The sequence below is a fragment of the Shimia sp. MIT1388 genome (assembly GCF_047124445.1).
Taxonomy (GTDB): Bacteria; Pseudomonadota; Alphaproteobacteria; order Rhodobacterales; family Rhodobacteraceae; genus Shimia.
The window spans coordinates 1,066,113-1,083,476 of the sequence record NZ_CP138921.1 but is presented as its reverse complement, the minus strand read 5'-3'; the positions used below and the strand labels follow the sequence as shown (position 1 = coordinate 1,083,476).

Here is a 17,364-nt window from a genome sequence, read left to right as displayed (position 1 = left end):
GGCCCGGTAAACAGGCGCTATTCCGTCACGTCATCTTTGGCGGCGTCAGTCAGACGCGCGAGAGATTCCTCGCGTCCCAGAACCAGCATCATGTCAAAGACGCTGGGGGTCGCAGCCCGGCCAGCCAGCGCCGCCCGCATGGGGCCCGCCATCTTGCCGAACTTGATTTCATTGGCTTCACAGTAGCTGCTCGTTACAGCCTCAAGCTCCTCACGCGACCAGCTAGCATTTTGCAACTGCGGCGTCAAATCATTCAGTATACCACGGGATACTGAATCGAGATTTTTGGCCGCTTTGGCTTCCACCTCGATGGGACGGGATGTCAGAGCAAAGTGTGCTTTTTCAAGGAGATCGGGGAAAGTCTTCGCGCGATCCTTCAGGCAATACAGCGCATCCCGTAGTAATACGGTCTGGGCGTCGCTCAACGCCGGCTGGTCTGCGGCCTCAAGATAGCTCACAATCTCTTGCAGCAGCGCAGCATCTTCGCTCACGGCAATGTGTTGGCCGCAGATGTTCTCCAGCTTTTTGGTGTCAAACCGCGCCGGGCTTTTGCCAATGCCATCCAGATCAAACCAGTCCTGGGCCTGAGCGTCGGTGAAAAACTCGTCGTCGCCGTGGCTCCACCCCAAGCGCGCGAGGTAGTTGCGCATGCCTGCGGCAGGGTAGCCCATGGCCTGATATTCCTGTGCGCCAAGCGCGCCGTGGCGCTTGGAGAGTTTTTTGCCGTCTGTGCCGTGGATCAGCGGGATGTGCGCGTAGATTGGCAGATCCCAGCCCATGGCCTCATAGATCATCATCTGACGCGCGGCATTGTTGAGGTGATCGTCCCCGCGGATCACATGGGTCACGCCCATGTCGTGGTCATCTACAACAACTGCCAGCATGTAGACCGGTGTGCCATCGGAGCGTAACAGGATCATGTCATCGAGCTGATCGTTGCGGATGGTCACGTCACCTTGCACCTGGTCGCGGATCACGGTTTGGCCCTCTCGTGGGGCTTTGATGCGGATCACATAAGGGGCATCTGGATGGGTGGAGGCATCGGCGTCGCGCCAGGGGCTGCGATAGTGGGTCGATTTGCCAGCGGCGCGGGCTTCATCTCGGAAGGCGGCAATTTCGTCTTGGGTGGCGAAACATTTGTAGGCTTTGCCTTCGTTTAGCAATTGCAGCGCCACTTCGGCATGGCGTTTGGCGCCCTCAAATTGGCTCACGACGTCGCCGTCATGATCCAAGCCAAGCCAGCTCAGGCCTTGCAGGATGGCGTCGGTCGCTTCTGGAGTGGAGCGTTCGCGGTCGGTATCTTCGATGCGCAGAAGAAATTTGCCGCCGCGACCACGGGCGTAAAGCCAGTTGAACAGCGCCGTACGTGCGCCGCCGATGTGCAGATAACCGGTGGGCGATGGGGCAAAACGGGTGACGACCTGGCCTGTCATAGCGGGCTTAACCTTTCAGTAACCATTGGGGTTCTAGCGTTGAGGCACTGTCTAGCGACACCGATAAGAGAGGACAAGGCTTGCGCGTCGTCACGTCTCTGCGCCTGTCCCTTTTGCATCAACGCGGGCATCTGTTTTGCTGGGTGCCGGTCTGTTTGGGCCTTGGGATTGGGACATATTTTGCGCTGCCGGTGGAGCCCGCCGTTGCGGTGTTGGTTGGGATCGGGCTGATTTCCTTGGTTTTTGTACGCTTGACGATCGGTCAGGAAGCTGACGTTGGCGCGCTATTGTGGATGGTGGCTTTGGTTTTGGCAGGCGTGTGCCTTGCGGGTGTGCGCTCCCATGGCGTGGCCGGGCCAGTTTTGGAGTTTCGCTATTACGGGCCGATTGAGGGGCGGATTGTGGCGATTGATCGGTCCGCGTCAGATGCGGTGCGGTTGACGCTTGAGGATGTTGTTCTGGCGGAGATGACGCCTGCGGAAACACCAACCCGCGTGCGCATTTCATTGCATGGCAGTGTGGCAGGCACTGCGCCGACGCCGGTAAAACTGGTGGGGACGACGGGGCATTTGTCACCGCCGTCCGGGCCAGTGGAGCCGGGCGGCTTTGATTTTCAGCGCCATGCCTGGTTCAAGCAAATTGGCGCGGTGGGCTATACGCGGGTGCCAGTGGTGGCGTTGCAGGCGCCGGAAGGCAGCGGCGGAATCTTCGGATTCCGGATGCGATTATCGGCGGCGATCCAAGCGCGTATGGCCCCGGATGTGGCGGGATTTGCCGCGGCGGTGACCACGGGTGATCGTAGTGCCATTCCGGAGGAGGTCACAGAGGCTCTGCGCGGGGCCAACCTCGCGCATTTACTGGCAATCTCGGGCCTGCACATGGGGCTGTTGGCCGGGTTTGTTTTTGGCGCGGTGCGGTTTTGCATTGCTCTGGTGCCGACAGTGGCGCTGCGGGTGAACGGCAAAAAGATCGCCGCCTGCGTGTCTTTTGTGGCAGCCACGGGCTACTTGCTCCTGTCAGGCGGCGCGGTGTCGACCGAGCGGGCCTATGTGATGACCGTGGTGGTGTTATTGGCAGTGCTCTTGGATCGGCGGGCGTTGACGTTGCGCGCGGTGGCAGTGGCGGCGACGGTGGTGCTGGTGTTGCAGCCTGAGGCCTTGATGGGGCCGGGGTTTCAGATGTCTTTTGCGGCCACGGCGGCCTTGGTGGGGGTGTTTGGCTGGCTGAGGGACATGCAGTGGCATTTGGGGCCAAAGTGGCTGCGGCCGGTGTCGGCTGTTGTGGTGTCGTCACTGGTGGCAGGCCTGGCAACCGCGCCGTTTGCGGCGATGCATTTCAATCACGTGGCGCATTACGGCCTGTTGGCAAATGTATTGTCGGTGCCGGTTATGGGCATCCTTGTGGTGCCCGCCGCCGTCGTGGCCGCGATCTTGGCTCCCGTAGGGCTTGAGGCGCTGCCGCTTTGGGCGATGGAACAGGGCTTGCGGTGGATTTTGACCGTGGCGCAGTTTGTCAGCGGTCTGGATGGCGCGCGCGGGACTGTGCCAAGTGGCGGGCGCTGGGTTTTACCGGTGATCGCTTTGGGCGGGCTATGGCTGTTACTGTGGCAGGGCCGGGCGCGGGTGGCCGGGCTGGCGGTTGTTTGCAGTGGGTTTTGGCTTTGGTCACAGGCTGAGCGACCGGAAGTGTTGATTTCCGACACCGGTGGCATCGTCGGGGTTATGACGTCTAAGGGGAGAGCCTTGTCCAAAGCCAAGGGGCAAGGCTTTGTCGCAGACAACTGGTTGGAAAACGACGGTAGCACGCGCGATCAGGCGGGGGCCGCGAGCCTCTGGCCGGGTGAGACGAGCCGAATGCCATTTGTCGATTTGGCCGGCGGCGGGCGCTTAATCCATGTGCAGGGGAAAACCGGCAAGGCGCTTTTTGACGGCTGCGCGCCGGAGGATATCGTTGTGTTTTCGACCGCTTTTGACGGGCAGTTGCCGTGCGAAACGCTGGACGTAAAAGACCTGGAAGCGCTCGGATCTGTGGCCTTTCGTTTTGAGGGGGGAGCGGCGCTACGCAAAACGGCCCGCGAGGTGGCGGGCCGTCGGTTGTGGAATGATGCAGACGTGCGGGGTCAGTAGGTGCGGATCAGCCCGACCAGTTTGCCCTGCACTTTGACCTTGTCCTCAGGATAAACACGGGTTTCGTATGCCGGATTGGCGGCCTCAAGCGCGATCGAGCTGCCGTTGTGGTGGAACTTCTTCAGCGTGGCTTCCTGATCCTCCACCAAGGCCACGACGATGTCGCCGTTGTCGGCAGTGGCGGTTTCCGAGATGATCACGACATCGCCGTTGTTGATGCCCGCGTCGATCATGGAATCGCCTTTGACTTCAAGCGCATAGTGGTTCTGGCCCACCGACAGCATTTGGCCTGGCACCGTGATGTGATGGTCTACATGGCTGATGGCTTCGATGGGCACACCGGCGGCGATTTTGCCCATCACTGGCAGTTCCCGCGCGAAGTTTTTGACTTCTTCCGGCGTCACATTGGCCGGTTGGGACGGCGAAGGATGCGGCCCGTCAATCACTTTGGGATTGAAACCCGCCGTTGGCGCCGAAGGCGCGCCGCCCATGCTTTCAGGCAGTTTCACAATTTCGATGGCGCGGGCGCGGTGGGCGAGGCGGCGGATGAAACCGCGCTCTTCCAGCGCTGTGATCAGGCGGTGGATGCCCGATTTGGAGCGCAAATCCAGCGCGTCCTTCATTTCGTCAAAGCTGGGCGGCACCCCGTCTTTTTGCAGACGGGTGTGAATAAATTCCAGCAGGTCTAGTTGCTTCTTGGTCAACATGCTCGAGGACCCCCATATAGAGTGTGTCTTATCCTCGTTCTACGCATGTTCTTGTTTTGTGTCAAAACTTTTATAGAACATAGCGGAAACAGATGCCGAAATGTGGTATAGCGGACAGGTGTTTGCCTAGATCGGGATGTACTCCACAGCGGTGTCAGCGGGCCACTCCGGTGCGTTTGGCGGCACAACCAAGAGCGCGTTTGCGTCTGACAGAATGGAGAGCAGCGAGCTGTCCTGATTGTCAAAAAATGAGAGTTTTCCGTGCTCTACGCGGGCACGCATGTAGTGCTCGCGCGGGCCGTTTTTGGGCATAGGCGTTGCCAAAGTGGCTGGCAGGCGCGGCGTCGGTGCTTCGCCAAGCCCCAACATGGCGCGGATCACCGGCAGGACAAAGACGTGTCCGCAAACCATGGCGGACACCGGGTTGCCGGGCAGGCCAATCATCATCGCACCATTGGCCAAAGTGCCCGCCATCAAGGGTTTTCCGGGACGCATGGCGATCTTGTAGAAGCTGCGCTCCATGCCGAGATCTTGCGCGACGTCGCCAACCAGATCGTGATCGCCCACAGACGCCCCGCCAATGGTGATGAGCAGGTCAGCATCTTCCACCAGATCAAAGGCGGCCTCGAGTGAAGCGCGGGTGTCGCGGGCGATAGGCAACAGGCGGGCTTCGCAGCCTGCGTCGCGCAGCATGGCCTGCAGGCCAAAACTGTTGGAGGCGATGATCTGATCGGGGCCCGGTGTTTCGCCGGGAATGACCAGCTCATCGCCGGTAGACAGGATCGCCACTTTGGGGCGGCGGGTCACAGGCACGTCGGCGATGTTCATCGACGCCATCAACGCAACATCGGAGGGGCGCAGAACACGCGGGGCCGCGATCGTTTGGCCTACTTTGAAGTCGCCACCCAATGGTCTGATATGAAAGCCTTTGTCGAGGTTTTCTGAGAGCGTGATCGTGTTGCCGTCGCGGACCACATCTTCCTGAATGACCACGCGGTCCGCGCCTTGGGGTACCGGGGCGCCGGTGAAGATGCGCACGGCCTGACCAGCGGACACGTTGCCCTCAAAGGCATGTCCGGCGGCAGCTTCGCCGATCACTTGATAAGACTTTCCAGGCTCAGCTCCCTCGGCAATAATGGCGTAGCCGTCCATGGCGGAGGCGGAAAACGGAGGCTGATCGCGGTTTGCGCTGACTGGCTCTGCCAACGTGCGCCCATTGGCTAGCGCCAGTGGCATGGTTTCCACTGGCAGCTGTTTGGTGAGGGCGAAGAGATGCGCGAGCGCGTCAGCAACCGAGATCATTTTGCTTCGTAACGTCCTGATTTACCGCCGTCTTTGAGGATCACGCGGACACCGCCAATTTCCATGGCTTTGTCGACCGCTTTGGACATGTCATAGACCGTCAGAGCCGCTACATTCACTGCCGTAAGAGCTTCCATTTCCACGCCGGTTTGGCCGGTGGTTTTCACGGTCGCCTCGATGCGCACGCCAGGCAGGTCGGCGTCCGGTGTCAGCTCCACCGCCACTTTGGTGATCGGCAGCGGGTGGCACAGCGGGATCAGGTCAGCGCATTTTTTGGCACCCATGATGCCGGCAAGGCGCGCCACGCCCAGCACGTCGCCTTTTTTAGCGCGGCCTTCGTTGATGATGTCAAAAGTGGCAGGCGCCATTTTGACCCAGCCTTCGGCGGTGGCGACGCGGGAAGTGACAGCCTTTTCAGAGACATCCACCATATGGGCGTCGCCCTTGGTGTCAAAATGCGTGAGGCCAGAGGCGTGCGTGTCACTCATCACATGCCTCCCATGGCATTCAGAGGATTGGCGAGCAGGGTGCGTGTGGCGGTGGCCACGTCGTCCTGGCGCATCAGGCTTTCGCCAATCAGGAAGGTGCGGGCGCCGTAGCGGGCCATGTCGGCCAGTTCCGCGGGCGTGTTCAGGCCGCTTTCGCAGACAATCAGGCGGTCCTCCGGCACCAGCTTGGACAGGGTGCGGGTGGTGTCGAGCGTGGTCTCAAAGGTTTTGAGATTGCGGTTGTTGATGCCCATGAGTGGGGATTTGAGTTGGCTGGCGCGTTCCAGTTCCTCGCGGTCATGCACCTCAAGCAGCACGTCCATGTTCCAGCTGAAAGCGGCTTCTTCGAGTTCTTGCGCTTGCGCGTCACTGACGGAGGCGAGGATGATCAGGATGCAGTCGGCACCCAGCGCGCGGGCTTCGGCCACCTGATAAGTGTCATACATGAAGTCTTTGCGCAGCGCGGGCAGGCTTGTGGCGTTGCGGGCTTCGGTCAGAAAGGACTTTTGGCCCTGAAAGCTGGGCGTGTCTGTCAACACGGACAGACAAGTTGCGCCGCCTTCTTCATAGGCTTTGGCCAGTTCTGGTGGGTTGAAGTCTTCGCGGATGAGGCCTTTGGAAGGCGAGGCTTTTTTGACTTCGGCGATCAGCCCGTAGCCCTCGCGGGCGGCCTTGTGTAGCGCATCGGAAAAACCGCGGGTTGGGCTGGCTTCGCGCGCTTCGGCCTCAACCGCCTCCAGAGGTTTGGCAGCCTTGTCGGCGGCCACTTCTTCCAGCTTGTAAGCTTTGATTTTGTCCAGAACGGTCTCGGTCATGCTTCAGTCCAGTTTATCGGTGTGTCGCCTTGGTTGGCGAGCCAATTGTTGATGGTTGAAAACGGGCGGGAGCCGAAAAATCCGCGACGTGCGGAGAGCGGCGATGGGTGCGCCGTTTCAATCATCAGATGTTGGCCGCCATCTTTAGGCGATGTGATGTGAGGTGCAAGGGCTTGGGCCTGTTTTCCCCACAGGACAAAAGCCGTAGGGCGGCGGGCGGAGACATCAGCCAATACTTGATGGGCCAGGGTTTGCCAGCCCAGTGCTTTGTGTCCGTTGGCGTCACCTGCTGGGACTGAGAGCACAGTGTTGAGCAAGAGCACGCCTTGGCTGACCCAGAAGTGGAGGTCGCCGCTTTGTGGGGTTGCGCCAAGATCGTCCTGCAACTCTTTGTAAATGTTGTTCAAAGAGCGGGGCAGTGGGGTGACGTCTGGCTCAACAGAGAATGAGAGACCGTGAGCATGGCCGGGCGTTGGATACGGATCCTGGCCCAAAATGACAACGCGGACGGCTTCTGGCGCCACGGCTTCGAGCGCGGCAAAACGTTGCGCCGCGGGAGGAAGGATCTCCCGCGGGTCGTTTTGGATTTGTGCATCTATGTCTGGCCAGCGGTCCGTGAAGAACGGCAGATGCGCCCAGTGGCTGGGCGGTATGGCTGTGCTCATGCTGCCGAGGTGACTTTGGCCAACGCGGCCACTTTGCCTTTGGCGGCACCGGAGTCGATGCTTTCACGGGCCTTTTCCACACCTTCGCGCAGGTCACTGGCCGCATCTGCCACCACCAACGCGGCAGCGGTATTGAGCAGGACGGCATCGCGATAGGCGCTTTGCGCTCCATCCAGCAGCGCGCGGAAAGCGTTGGCGTTGTCTTCTGGCGAGCCGCCGACGATGTCCTCAAACGGATGCACCGGCAGACCTGCGTCCTCAGGATGCAGCTCCACGTCTTTGACAGTGCCGTCGCTTTCCAATGCAGAGACCCAGCTCACACCGGTGATGGTCAGCTCGTCGGTGCCATCAGAGCCATGCACCAGCCAGGCGCGTTCGCTGCCCAATTGACCGAGGGTTTCGGCCATTGGGCGGATCAGGTCACGGGTGAAGGCGCCAGTCAGTTGGCGTTTTACGCCCGCCGGGTTGGTGAGTGGCCCGAGAATGTTGAAAATGGTACGTGTACCGAGTTCGGCGCGGGTCGGCATCACATGGGCAATCGCCGGATGGTGCATCGGTGCCATCATGAAGGCGATGCCGCAGGTTTCCAGCGCCTTTTCAACTACATCCGGGCCAACCATCACGTTGATGCCCATCTGGGTTTGTACGTCTGCCGTGCCGGATTTGGAGCTGAGGTTGCGGTTGCCGTGTTTGGCAACTGCGACGCCCGCGCCTGCGGTGACAAAGGCCGTGGCGGTGGAGATGTTGAGTGTGTGCTTGCCGTCGCCGCCGGTGCCAACGATGTCGATGGCGCCTGCCGGGGCTTTTACCGCGTGGCATTTCGAGCGCATAACGGCGGCGGCGGCGGCGTATTCATCAACGGTTTCGCCACGGGTGCGTAGGGCCATCAACAGACCGCCCATTTGGCTGGGTGTGGCTTCGCCTTCAAATAGGAGGGTAAAGGCGTCTTCGGCTTCGGCGCGCGTCAATGGGCGATCAGCCGCGGCGCCGATCAGGAATTTAATGTCGGCAGTCATGCGGCGGCGTCCTCTTTGGCGGGCATCATGTCCAGAAAGTTTTTGAGCAGGGCGTGGCCGTGCTCAGAGGCAATGGATTCCGGGTGGAATTGCACGCCGTGGATGGGCAGCTCTTTGTGTTGCAGCCCCATGATGGTGCCGTCGTCCAGTTCAGCGGTGATTTCCAGACAGTCCGGCAGTGTTGCGCGGTCCACCACAAGAGAGTGATAGCGTGTGGCTTCAAACGGGCTTGGCAAACCGGCAAAGAGGCCATTGCCAGTGTGTTTCATGGTGCCCATTTTGCCGTGCACAATCTCATGGCAGCGCACAACGTCGCCGCCGAAGTGTTGACCGATGGTCTGGTGCCCCAAGCAAACGCCCATCAAAGGTGTGCGGGTTTCGGCTGCTGCCGCCGTCAACGCCAGGCAAATGCCGGCCTGAGACGGGTCGCAGGGACCGGGGGACAGAAGGATGCCCGACGGGTTCATGCCCATGGCGTCCTGAACGGTCAACGCATCGTTTCGCCAGACCTGCACATCGGCGCCCATTTCGCCCAGATAGTGCACAAGGTTGTAGGTGAAACTGTCGTAGTTATCGATCAGAAGCAGCATTTTGTCGGTTCTTTCCCTAAAGATGCAAAAGGGGTGGAGGCAGAGGGCCTGCTCGCGGTATACATGTTCAGGCTTGGCGCAGAGGGTCAAGAGGGGCAGGAGCAGGTCGCCCCATAAAATGGACGTAAAAGAGAGGCAGGCAGCTATGTTGCGCGGATTATTGTCAGGTGTGTTTTGGGGCGCGATCCTGGTGGGGGGCGTTTTGGCGGTGACGTCGCTGTTGTCGCCATTGCCTGCGACGGTGAAACCTCAGACCAATGCAGATGCACCGAAAGCAACAGAAGACGCCTCGGGGGAAAACGGCGCGGTGGAAACGGAGTCCCTGGCGGATGCGGCGGTGACCGAAGCGACGGCAACGGTCACGCCTGAAGCAGATGGCAGCGATGCGCCACCATTGAGCAATACAGACTCGGCGCCGAAACCGGAGACCGGGACCGAGACGGCAGCCTTGGCCGCGCCCGCGGCACCGGAAGGGGAAGGAGCGGTGGCGATGAACGAAGAGACGCCGGTTCTGCCCAACCCACAGGCCGAGACACCCGCAGCGCCTGTGCCGGACTCCGAGCTGTCGATTTCGACCAACCCACCACAGCCTGCTGCGCCGGATGTGGCGGAAAATGAAGCCTTCCCAACACCTTCTGAGAGTGACGCGCCTGAAGAGGCCGGTGCTGAAGAGGGCCTCGTGACCGAGGCGGCGCCAATTGAGGAAGCGGAAGACATCACACCAAATGCTGAGTCTGCGGAAGAGGACATGGTTGAGGAAGCGACGGCGCAGGAGAGCCTACTGAAACCGGCAACGGATTTGAATGAAAAGTTCGAGCAGCGCACGTCCACACGGTTGCCAACTGTGGGCGCAAACGAGGAAGACAGCGTGGACACGCTGGCCGCGCGTCCGGTTGAGGTGAATGCGGAACAGTTTGAAAACGCAGACGAAAAGCCGGTAATGGCCATTGTGTTGGTGGATACCGGCGAGGCGGCTTTTGATATGGAAGCGCTGGAAAGTTTTCCTTATCCTCTGAGTATTGCTGTGAGCACGCTGGATCCAAATGTGTCTGCAAAAACAGCGGATTACCGTGCGCGTGGCTTTGAGGTTCTGGCAATGGTGGACATGCCATCGGATGCCACAGCCAGCGACGTGGAGCAGGCGCTGCAGGCGCATTTGTCGGTGTCTGATGCCTTTGTTGGCGTGATGGAAGGGCTGGATGACGGCTTGCAGGGCAGCAAAGAAATCAGTGACCAGGTGACCCAGGCATTGTTGGAAAGCGGCCACGGTTTGTTGATGCAAACCAATGGCTTGAATACCGCGCAGAAGCTGGCCGCCAAAGAAGGCGTGCCGTCCAACTCCGTCTTCCGTGAGTTTGACACCGGGGAGCAGACGGCGGTGGTGATGCGCCGGTTCCTGGATGGGGCCGCCTTCAAAGCCGGACAAGAACAAGGTGTCGTGATGGTGGGCCAATTGCGCGATGAGGCGATTTCGGCTCTGCTGCTGTGGGCGCTTCAGGATCGGGCCGGCACAGTGGCCATGGCGCCGGTGTCGGCAGCGTTGGACACCATCAATTAAGACCCAGCGTACGCAGCGTTAAGATATAGAGAAACCGACGTTTTGCGACGTCGGTTTTTTGTCGGTATCGCGGCTGTTTTGTGGAGGTGCGTATTTTGCGGCGTGAAGGGTTAATGGCGGGACTGTTTTAGGGGCAATTGACCGGTTTGAGCGCCTGCAAGGTTGTCCAATCCTCGAATAGGTCTTCGTGGTCGCTGTCAAAAGAGTATTTCACGCCGACGTAGCCGTCATTGGCTTTCTCATAGGCCACGCGGAAGTAGACGTTGCCCACGCTTTCTGAACGCACCACCGCAAAATGCACCACCAGAAGATCGCCAACATTGGCAATCTCGGCAACGTGACTTTCGACAAAGTCACTGGGCAGTGACTCAAGCGGGCCGGCGATGGAGCGGAATTTCTTGTCCGACAGGTTCTCGAGGATGTCGCGGGTGCCGGCGATCAGGCTTTCGTTGCTTTTCATCGCCGCCGCGACCAGCCCACAAGTGAGCTCCGATGGAGTCTGCGCCTGAGCTTGTGTGGTGGCGGTGGTGAGGACGGCAGTGAAAGTGGCCGCCGCGAGAGATTTGGAAAATGGGATTGGCACAAGTCGTCTCCTGAAATGAATGGCGAGAGGCTATCGCGAAACGAGATCAGCACAGCGTGCATCAGGGCGAGTTGTGCGGTTTTGAGCGGCGGTGTTGCCGGTTTGCACTTTGGAGGGTGGCTCAACGGCGCGCGGTCGTCAGAACTTCACCGGATTGCGGCGCTGCGGCTCCAGGGTAAGAAACTCTGGCCAGCCAATGAATTTCTCGATCAAAACCAGGAGGATGCAGGCCACCACCACGCCGAGCACCAACTTGACCCGCGCCTCAGATGGTGGGTTGCGGGCCCATTTGCTCATGCGCATGAGGTGGCGGAAGTTCATCACAAAGGCCTGTGTTGGCTGACTTTGGTCTAAGCTAGGAAAGCCAGTCGATGATGGCAAGGTGCGGTGGGGGCTCTGCCCCCGACCCGGTGGGTTTCCCCCGAGGTATTGGGCGAAGGAGACAGCATTAATTGCGTCGCTTAACCCGCACGTGGCGGCTTAGCTGTCTTCGACAAAGCGCACCTTGCCGATGAAAGGCAGGTTGCGGTTGCGTTGGGCGTAGTCGATGCCGTAGCCCACAACAAATTCATCAGGGATGGAAAAGCCAATCCAGTCCGCAGCTATGTCGGCCTCGCGGCGGGACGGTTTGTCCAGCAGGGCGATGGTTTTGATCTTGGCCGGATTGCGGGCCTTAAGCAGGTGCAGCACGTGGGTCAAGGTGTGGCCGGTGTCGACGATGTCTTCCACAACCAACACATCTCGTCCTTCAATTTCGCCACGCAAGTCTTTGAAAATGCGCACTTCTCGGCTGCTTTCCATGGCGTTGCCGTAGGAGGATGCCTCCAGGAAGTCGACCTCAACTGGCAGGTCCAACTCGCGCACTAGATCGGCGATGAACACAAAAGAGCCGCGCAGTAGGCCGACCACGATCAGCTTGTCGGTTCCGTCATATTCGGCCTGAATTTCACTGGAGAGATCTTCGATCCGCGCCGCGATGGATTTGGCGGAGATCATTTGATCGATGACATATGGACGCTCTGACATGAGACCCTCTTGATTTTCTCTATCTTGCGCCGCTATGTGCGCCACCAGAACTGTGCATAGCGAGGTCGCCGTGCGCTGTCACGCCAAAATGAGACGACATGCCGACGCATTCCGAGACCCGCACGCTGCCGTATACCGCCCAACAGATGTATGATCTGGTGGCGGATGTGGCGTCTTATCCGAAGTTTTTGCCCTGGTGTGCGGCGGCGCGCATCCGCTCGGTGACGCCGGTGCAAACAGAGCGGGGCGCGGCGGAGGAGATGCTGGCGGATCTGGTGATCTCGTTCAAAGTGTTTCGTGAGCGCTTTGGCAGCCGGGTTGTGCTGTATCCTGAGGTGAAGCACATCGACACCGAGTATCTGGACGGGCCGTTCAAATACATGAAATCCACCTGGGATTTTGCCGATGTGGATGGCGGTGTTGAAGTGAAGTTCTTTGTGGATTTCGAGTTCAAGAACATCATTTTGCAAAAGGCGATTGGCCTGGTGTTCAATGAGGCGATGCACCGGATTGTCGCGGCGTTTGAGGCACGGGCCGAGGCGTTGTATCGCTAACTCCAGTCCGGAGTTGCTGGGTGTTTTCCTCTGTTGAGGGCGTCTGTGCTTTCAGCGTGATACGCGTCTGTCTTGGTCCGTGAAAGCTCACTGCTGCACCGGCATAACCAACCTGTCGCCAGTGACCGGGTCCTACAGGCTTTGCCGGGAGAGATGTTGGTGTGTGTTGCGACCTTGTTCACTTAATGTTCCAGAAACCTTTTTACCATAATCTATCTCAAGTTGTAGTGAGTTTTTGGGTTCAGAACATGGTTATGTTTTTAGTTTTTCTCGGCGTGGCTGGCGCAATTGCCGCCGTAGGCGTTGTGGACGATATGGTTGCCGATATTGAAGATGACGTGCGGGCGGAGGCCGAAAAGTGGTTGCCGCGGGCCTCGGATGAGGCAGGTGCGGGGGACTTATTGGTCGAGGCGGTGGGCGCGGAGGGCGCAGACCTGGCGGGGGCGCCGAGCGGCAACGACGCCGCGGAGGCGCGCGCGGTGGCATCAGCGGAAGAGGGACCGGTGGTGGCGGAAGTTCCGCCGGAGGTGCCGGAGGATGTTGAGCCGAAGCAAAGTTTGGAAAATATTCTGGCGGAGGTCCTTGCCGAAGAGGCAGCAGCGGAAACTGATCTTTGGATTGGGGCAGCGGCCTGGGCGGAGGATGCGGCGTTGGAAGAGGATCAGATGCCTGTGACTGAGGGGGCGCAGGGTGAGGGCGAAGATGTAGCGGTCGAGGCGGTTGTGCTGGAAGGCAGTTGGGGGGCTGCGAAAACTGAGCCGGTGGCCGACGAGAACACGCAGGAACAGGTCGAGGAAGTGAATGAGGTCGTGCCAGTGGAGCGAGTGACGCAGGTTGCACGTACGTCTGAGCCGGAGGCGGCAGAGGAGCAGCTGATGGTGGCTGATGCCCGGATTTATGAAGTGATTGAAACCGTTTCGGGGCTGTCCTTGGAGGACGTCATCGGGCAGGGCACTATGGAGGCCGTCGCGGCATAAGGTTTGTTCGAAAAAAGGGCGGCCACGATGGCCGCCCAGTTCCGGAGTGATGCTTTTGGTGCCTTAGGAGGCGATGTCATAGGCGCGTTCGCCGTGCACCGCGAGGTCAAGGCCGTTGACTTCGGTTTCCTCATCCACGCGCAGCGGTGTGATCAGGCTGACCAGTTTGACCAGCACGTAGGTCACAACTACCGTGAAGATGCCAACCACGGCCAGAGCGCCAAGCTGGGCCACCCAGGTGCCTTCGCCAAAGACGGCGATCATGATGGTGCCGAAGATGCCGCCAACCCCGTGCACAGCAAAGACGTCCAGCGTGTCGTCGATCTTGAGCTTGTTGCGCACGAGGTTCACCGCTTCCTGACACAGGATGCCAGCAATGGCACCGATGACCAGCGCTTCAACCGGGCCAACAAAGCCGGAAGCAGGTGTGATGGAGGCAAGGCCAGCGATGGTGCCGGTGACCAGACCCACCAAAGACGCCTTGCCGTATTTGATACGTTCCCAAAGTGCCCATGTGAGCGAGGCTGTGGCGGCGGAGATGTGGGTCACGGTCAGTGCCATGGCGGCACCGCCGTCTGCGGCGAGCTGAGAGCCGCCGTTGAAGCCAAACCAGCCCACCCAGAGCATGGCTGCGCCGATCATCACCATCCAAGGGGCATGTGGAGGTGTGGTGCGGTGTTTGCGGGCACCGAGCATCACGGCAATCACCAGTGCGGCCAGACCCGCGGTTTCATGCACTACGATGCCGCCCGCAAAGTCACGCACGCCGATTTCGCCAAAGATGCCGCCGTCGGCCATCATGCCACCGCCCCAGATCCAGTGCACCACTGGTGCGTAGCAGAGCAGCATCCACAGGCCGGAGAAGATCATCACAAAGCCAAAGCCGATGCGTTCGACATAGGCACCGACAATCAGCGCCGGGGTGATGATTGCAAAGGTCATCTGGAAGGCAAAGAACAGAACTTCGGGCAGGGTGCCGGACAGGCTGTCGATGGTGACGCCGGAGAGGAACATCTTGCCGAGGCCGCCCCAGACCGAAGTGGCGCCGCCGTCATTGCCAAAGGCGATGGAGTAGCCAAAAACGAGCCACAGAACGCTCATCAAACAGGCAATGGCATAGGTTTGCATAAAGACGCTGAGCACGTTGCGGGCGCGCACGAGGCCCCCATAAAACAACGCCAGACCCGGCAATGTCATGAACAGGACCAGGGCTGTTGCCACGATGATCCATGCGGTGTCCGCTCCGTTCATATTTCTTTCCTCTTTGTCCCGTGAGTAGTGGTTTCTCGCCAAAAAGCGGAAAAGCTGCACAGAACAAAGGCTGGAGGGGCGTGAAAGCGCCTTAAATCAGGGCATTTTGCAAGCTGTCTAAAAAATGGGCGGAAAACGTGGGTCGTCGCCTAAAAAGGCGTCACTTTGCGCAGGCGGCCTTAAAAAGCAGCGCCAAAGCGTGATTCCGCGCCGCTTCGCGCACGTTTTTGCGGCCCAGCGCGCCAAACTCGACGGTTTCTGTGGTGCAGCCGGTTTGTGTCGCGATGCCAAAACAGACACGACCCTCGGGTTTGTATTCCGACCCACCCGGACCGGCGATGCCGGTGATGGAGACGGTCAGCTGGGCGTCAGAGTTGACCAGAGCGCCCAGCGCCATTTCGCGAGCGACCTCTTCGCTAACAGCGCCCACGGCGGAAAGGGTGGTCTCGCGTACGCCGAGCATCTCGGTCTTGGCGAGGTTGGTATAGGTCACAAACCCGCGTTCAAAAACGTCGGAGCTTCCAGCCGTGTCGGTAAGCGCGGCAGCGACCATCCCGGCGGTGCAGCTTTCCGCTGTCGCAACGCGCAATTTGGCGTCGCGACAGGCTTGCAGGAGTTTGGCGACGTCCACCATCAGATCAACACGATATGATAGAGCGCAGCGGCGGCCAGCGTGGCGACGCCCGCAAACAGACCGGCCCAGATGTCATCCAGCATGACACCAATAGGATCGTGACGTTGGTCGGCTTTGCCCACCAGCCAAGGCTTCTTGATGTCAAACAGGCGGAAGAACAGGAAGGCCGCAACCGGGCCGGGCCAGACCATGGACATGTCGCGCATGGCAAAGGCCACGGCCGGGAACAGCAGGGCAATCCACATGCCGGCGACTTCGTCGATCACAATTTCGGAGGGATCTTCTGTGGGGCGATCCGCCAGATCCCGGATGCAGGCCCACATGCCAATGACAATGGCAAGCGCGGTGAGGATGGCCAGTAGCCAGACTCCAACAAATTGGACGGCGGCCCAGCCGATGATCAGCGCGGCTAGAGAGCCCCATGTGCCTGGCGCAAAAGGGAGACGACCAACGCCAAAGAATGTCGTGATCAAACGGATCATGGTTTCACCAATGTTGCCGTTGCGATGGCGGCAATCCCTTCTTCGCGGCCTGTGAAGCCGAGCTTTTCACTTGTGGTGGCTTTGATGGATACGCGATCAGAAGCCAGCCCCATGATCTCCCCCATGCGGGCCATCATGGCAGCGGCGTGCGGGCCGACTTTGGGGCGTTCGCAGATCAGCGTGCAATCGACGTTGGAAATGGTGAAGCCTTTGGCGGTGGCCAGATCAACGGCATGTTTGAGGAACACGGCGCTGTCCATGTCTTTCCATTCCGCTTCTGACGGGGGGAAGTGACGGCCAATGTCGCCTTCGGCCATGGCGCCGTAGATGGCATCGGTGACAGCATGCATGCCAACGTCCGCGTCCGAGTGGCCTTTGAGGGCTTTGGTATGCGGGATTTTCACGCCGCAGAGGATGACGTGGTCGCCGTCTTCAAAGGCGTGCACGTCGTAGCCGTTGCCAAGTCTGATATCCATGGGGCCTCTTGGGTGGTTTTGCAGGTGCTGTTCCAGACGGGCAAAATCGTCCGGTGTGGTGATCTTCAGGTTGCGCTCATTGCCCGCCACGATGGCCACGTCAAGCCCTGCGGCGCGGGCAACCTCGACGTCGTCCGCCGCATTTCCCGGATGGGCGCGGTGGGCGGCAAGGATGGCGTCAAAGGCAAAACCTTGTGGGGTTTGGGCGCGAAACAGGCCGTCGCGGCTTTGCGTGCCGGTCACCAAGCCGTCCTGTCCGCGCCAGAGAGCGTCGGTGACGGGCTGGGCAGGGGCAGCGCCCGCAGAGCCAGAGTGCAGTGCGTCAAGTACGGCGTCGATGGTTGCGGAATCGATGCCCGCGCGGGCCACGTCATGGATCAAGACATGGGAAAAGCCCTGTCCCTCGAGCGCTTCCAATCCGGCTTGCACAGAGGCGTCGCGGGTGTCACCGCCGTGGACCGTTTGCACGTTCAGGGTGGCGCTGTGCGCGGCATCGTCTGGGTGGACCACGGCCAGCACGTGGTCAATGCGCGGGTGCGTCTGAAAGGCGGCGATGGTATGGTCGGCCACGCGTTTGCCAGCCAGCGGGCGCCACTGTTTTGGCAGCCCCGCGCCGGCGCGGGTGCCCCGGCCAGCGGCGACAATCACAGCGGCAGTCTTGAAAGCGGAATTTGTCATGGT

19 protein-coding genes are annotated in these 17,364 nt (G+C 60.0%); 4 read left to right on the top strand and 15 right to left on the bottom strand.

The window, feature by feature from the left end; genetic code table 11:
• Positions 1-17: 17 nt before the first annotated feature.
• A complete protein-coding gene (gene gltX, locus SIB92_RS05305) occupies positions 18-1,433 on the bottom strand; it encodes a glutamate--tRNA ligase (RefSeq protein ID WP_412554823.1) in 1,416 nt (471 codons plus the stop codon).
• Positions 1,434-1,513: 80 nt separating this feature from the next.
• Between gltX and SIB92_RS05300 the strand changes: the two genes are divergently transcribed.
• Complete coding sequence (locus SIB92_RS05300) at positions 1,514-3,559, top strand: ComEC/Rec2 family competence protein (protein ID WP_412554822.1); 2,046 nt, start codon at positions 1,514-1,516, stop codon at positions 3,557-3,559.
• Here the strand turns inward: SIB92_RS05300 and lexA are convergent.
• From lexA to SIB92_RS05265, 7 genes are all read right to left on the bottom strand, one after another.
• Positions 3,553-4,266 (bottom strand): transcriptional repressor LexA, encoded by a 714-nt coding sequence (gene lexA, locus SIB92_RS05295; protein ID WP_412554821.1) that lies wholly within the window; start codon positions 4,264-4,266, stop codon positions 3,553-3,555. The two genes, SIB92_RS05300 and lexA, sit on opposite strands and share 7 nt — an antisense overlap.
• Positions 4,267-4,392: 126 nt before the next feature.
• Positions 4,393-5,568, bottom strand: coding sequence for a gephyrin-like molybdotransferase Glp (glp, locus tag SIB92_RS05290; protein WP_412554820.1), 1,176 nt, complete (start codon positions 5,566-5,568; stop codon positions 4,393-4,395).
• Positions 5,565-6,056, bottom strand: coding sequence for a cyclic pyranopterin monophosphate synthase MoaC (gene moaC / locus SIB92_RS05285; RefSeq protein WP_412554819.1), 492 nt, complete (start codon positions 6,054-6,056; stop codon positions 5,565-5,567). The genes glp and moaC overlap by 4 nt, the downstream gene beginning before the upstream one ends.
• Entirely contained in the window at positions 6,056-6,871 is an 816-nt protein-coding gene (gene trpC / locus SIB92_RS05280; protein ID WP_299420261.1) for an indole-3-glycerol phosphate synthase TrpC, read from the bottom strand. The genes moaC and trpC overlap by 1 nt, the downstream gene beginning before the upstream one ends.
• Positions 6,868-7,536 carry a uracil-DNA glycosylase gene (locus tag SIB92_RS05275; RefSeq protein WP_412554818.1) on the bottom strand — a complete coding sequence of 223 codons (669 nt, stop codon included), beginning with the start codon at positions 7,534-7,536 and terminating at the stop codon, positions 6,868-6,870. The genes trpC and SIB92_RS05275 overlap by 4 nt, the downstream gene beginning before the upstream one ends.
• On the bottom strand, positions 7,533-8,552 hold the full coding sequence (gene trpD / locus SIB92_RS05270; protein WP_412554817.1) for an anthranilate phosphoribosyltransferase: 1,020 nt from the start codon (positions 8,550-8,552) through the stop codon (positions 7,533-7,535). Before trpD ends, SIB92_RS05275 begins: the two co-directional genes overlap by 4 nt.
• Entirely contained in the window at positions 8,549-9,142 is a 594-nt protein-coding gene (locus SIB92_RS05265) for an anthranilate synthase component II (RefSeq protein ID WP_412554816.1), read from the bottom strand. The genes trpD and SIB92_RS05265 overlap by 4 nt, the downstream gene beginning before the upstream one ends.
• Before the next feature lie 145 nt (positions 9,143-9,287).
• Here SIB92_RS05265 and SIB92_RS05260 point away from each other — a divergent pair, with 145 nt between their 5' ends.
• On the top strand, positions 9,288-10,700 hold the full coding sequence (locus SIB92_RS05260; RefSeq protein ID WP_412554815.1) for a divergent polysaccharide deacetylase family protein: 1,413 nt from the start codon (positions 9,288-9,290) through the stop codon (positions 10,698-10,700).
• Between the two features lie 127 nt (positions 10,701-10,827).
• Here SIB92_RS05260 and SIB92_RS05255 read toward each other — a convergent pair whose 3' ends face one another.
• The 3 genes from SIB92_RS05255 to hpt all read right to left on the bottom strand — a co-directional run bounded on the left by SIB92_RS05255 (position 10,828) and on the right by hpt (position 12,309).
• Positions 10,828-11,283 (bottom strand): hypothetical protein, encoded by a 456-nt coding sequence (locus SIB92_RS05255; protein WP_412554814.1) that lies wholly within the window; start codon positions 11,281-11,283, stop codon positions 10,828-10,830.
• Between the two features lie 138 nt (positions 11,284-11,421).
• A complete protein-coding gene (locus SIB92_RS05250; protein WP_412554813.1) occupies positions 11,422-11,580 on the bottom strand; it encodes a hypothetical protein in 159 nt (52 codons plus the stop codon).
• Positions 11,581-11,763: 183 nt separating this feature from the next.
• Positions 11,764-12,309 carry a hypoxanthine phosphoribosyltransferase gene (gene hpt, locus SIB92_RS05245; RefSeq protein ID WP_299420276.1) on the bottom strand — a complete coding sequence of 182 codons (546 nt, stop codon included), beginning with the start codon at positions 12,307-12,309 and terminating at the stop codon, positions 11,764-11,766.
• A gap of 98 nt (positions 12,310-12,407) precedes the next feature.
• Between hpt and SIB92_RS05240 the strand changes: the two genes are divergently transcribed.
• Together SIB92_RS05240 and SIB92_RS05235 are read left to right on the top strand one after the other, a co-directional pair.
• A complete protein-coding gene (locus tag SIB92_RS05240) occupies positions 12,408-12,863 on the top strand; it encodes a type II toxin-antitoxin system RatA family toxin (RefSeq protein WP_412554812.1) in 456 nt (151 codons plus the stop codon).
• Positions 12,864-13,117: 254 nt separating this feature from the next.
• Positions 13,118-13,840 (top strand): hypothetical protein, encoded by a 723-nt coding sequence (locus SIB92_RS05235; protein ID WP_412554811.1) that lies wholly within the window; start codon positions 13,118-13,120, stop codon positions 13,838-13,840.
• Between the two features lie 63 nt (positions 13,841-13,903).
• On the opposite strand, the gene SIB92_RS05230 is transcribed toward SIB92_RS05235, so the two are convergent.
• The 4 genes from SIB92_RS05230 to SIB92_RS05215 form a co-directional block, all read right to left on the bottom strand.
• Positions 13,904-15,091 (bottom strand): ammonium transporter, encoded by a 1,188-nt coding sequence (locus SIB92_RS05230; RefSeq protein ID WP_412554810.1) that lies wholly within the window; start codon positions 15,089-15,091, stop codon positions 13,904-13,906.
• Between the two features lie 160 nt (positions 15,092-15,251).
• Positions 15,252-15,725: a CinA family protein gene (locus SIB92_RS05225; protein WP_412554809.1), complete on the bottom strand. Its 474-nt coding sequence runs from the start codon at positions 15,723-15,725 to the stop codon at positions 15,252-15,254.
• Positions 15,725-16,207: a phosphatidylglycerophosphatase A gene (locus SIB92_RS05220; protein WP_412554808.1), complete on the bottom strand. Its 483-nt coding sequence runs from the start codon at positions 16,205-16,207 to the stop codon at positions 15,725-15,727. The genes SIB92_RS05225 and SIB92_RS05220 overlap by 1 nt, the downstream gene beginning before the upstream one ends.
• The gene (locus tag SIB92_RS05215) at positions 16,204-17,361 is read right to left on the bottom strand and encodes a bifunctional 2-C-methyl-D-erythritol 4-phosphate cytidylyltransferase/2-C-methyl-D-erythritol 2,4-cyclodiphosphate synthase (protein ID WP_412554807.1); all 1,158 of its coding nucleotides are present in this window, start codon (positions 17,359-17,361) and stop codon (positions 16,204-16,206) included. Before SIB92_RS05215 ends, SIB92_RS05220 begins: the two co-directional genes overlap by 4 nt.
• Positions 17,362-17,364: the final 3 nt, after the last annotated feature.

Coding starts and splice junctions, on each gene's coding strand:
- gltX (WP_412554823.1), bottom strand. CDS start 1,433: ATGACAGGCCAGGTCGTCACCCGTTTTGCCCCATCGCCCACCGGTTAT.
- lexA (WP_412554821.1), bottom strand. CDS start 4,266: ATGTTGACCAAGAAGCAACTAGACCTGCTGGAATTTATTCACACCCGT.
- glp (WP_412554820.1), bottom strand. CDS start 5,568: ATGATCTCGGTTGCTGACGCGCTCGCGCATCTCTTCGCCCTCACCAAA.
- moaC (WP_412554819.1), bottom strand. CDS start 6,056: ATGAGTGACACGCACGCCTCTGGCCTCACGCATTTTGACACCAAGGGC.
- trpC (WP_299420261.1), bottom strand. CDS start 6,871: ATGACCGAGACCGTTCTGGACAAAATCAAAGCTTACAAGCTGGAAGAA.
- SIB92_RS05275 (WP_412554818.1), bottom strand. CDS start 7,536: ATGAGCACAGCCATACCGCCCAGCCACTGGGCGCATCTGCCGTTCTTC.
- trpD (WP_412554817.1), bottom strand. CDS start 8,552: ATGACTGCCGACATTAAATTCCTGATCGGCGCCGCGGCTGATCGCCCA.
- SIB92_RS05265 (WP_412554816.1), bottom strand. CDS start 9,142: ATGCTGCTTCTGATCGATAACTACGACAGTTTCACCTACAACCTTGTG.
- SIB92_RS05260 (WP_412554815.1), top strand. CDS start 9,288: ATGTTGCGCGGATTATTGTCAGGTGTGTTTTGGGGCGCGATCCTGGTG.
- SIB92_RS05250 (WP_412554813.1), bottom strand. CDS start 11,580: ATGAGCAAATGGGCCCGCAACCCACCATCTGAGGCGCGGGTCAAGTTG.
- hpt (WP_299420276.1), bottom strand. CDS start 12,309: ATGTCAGAGCGTCCATATGTCATCGATCAAATGATCTCCGCCAAATCC.
- SIB92_RS05240 (WP_412554812.1), top strand. CDS start 12,408: ATGCCGACGCATTCCGAGACCCGCACGCTGCCGTATACCGCCCAACAG.
- SIB92_RS05235 (WP_412554811.1), top strand. CDS start 13,118: ATGTTTTTAGTTTTTCTCGGCGTGGCTGGCGCAATTGCCGCCGTAGGC.
- SIB92_RS05230 (WP_412554810.1), bottom strand. CDS start 15,091: ATGAACGGAGCGGACACCGCATGGATCATCGTGGCAACAGCCCTGGTC.
- SIB92_RS05225 (WP_412554809.1), bottom strand. CDS start 15,725: ATGGTGGACGTCGCCAAACTCCTGCAAGCCTGTCGCGACGCCAAATTG.
- SIB92_RS05220 (WP_412554808.1), bottom strand. CDS start 16,207: ATGATCCGTTTGATCACGACATTCTTTGGCGTTGGTCGTCTCCCTTTT.
- SIB92_RS05215 (WP_412554807.1), bottom strand. CDS start 17,361: ATGACAAATTCCGCTTTCAAGACTGCCGCTGTGATTGTCGCCGCTGGC.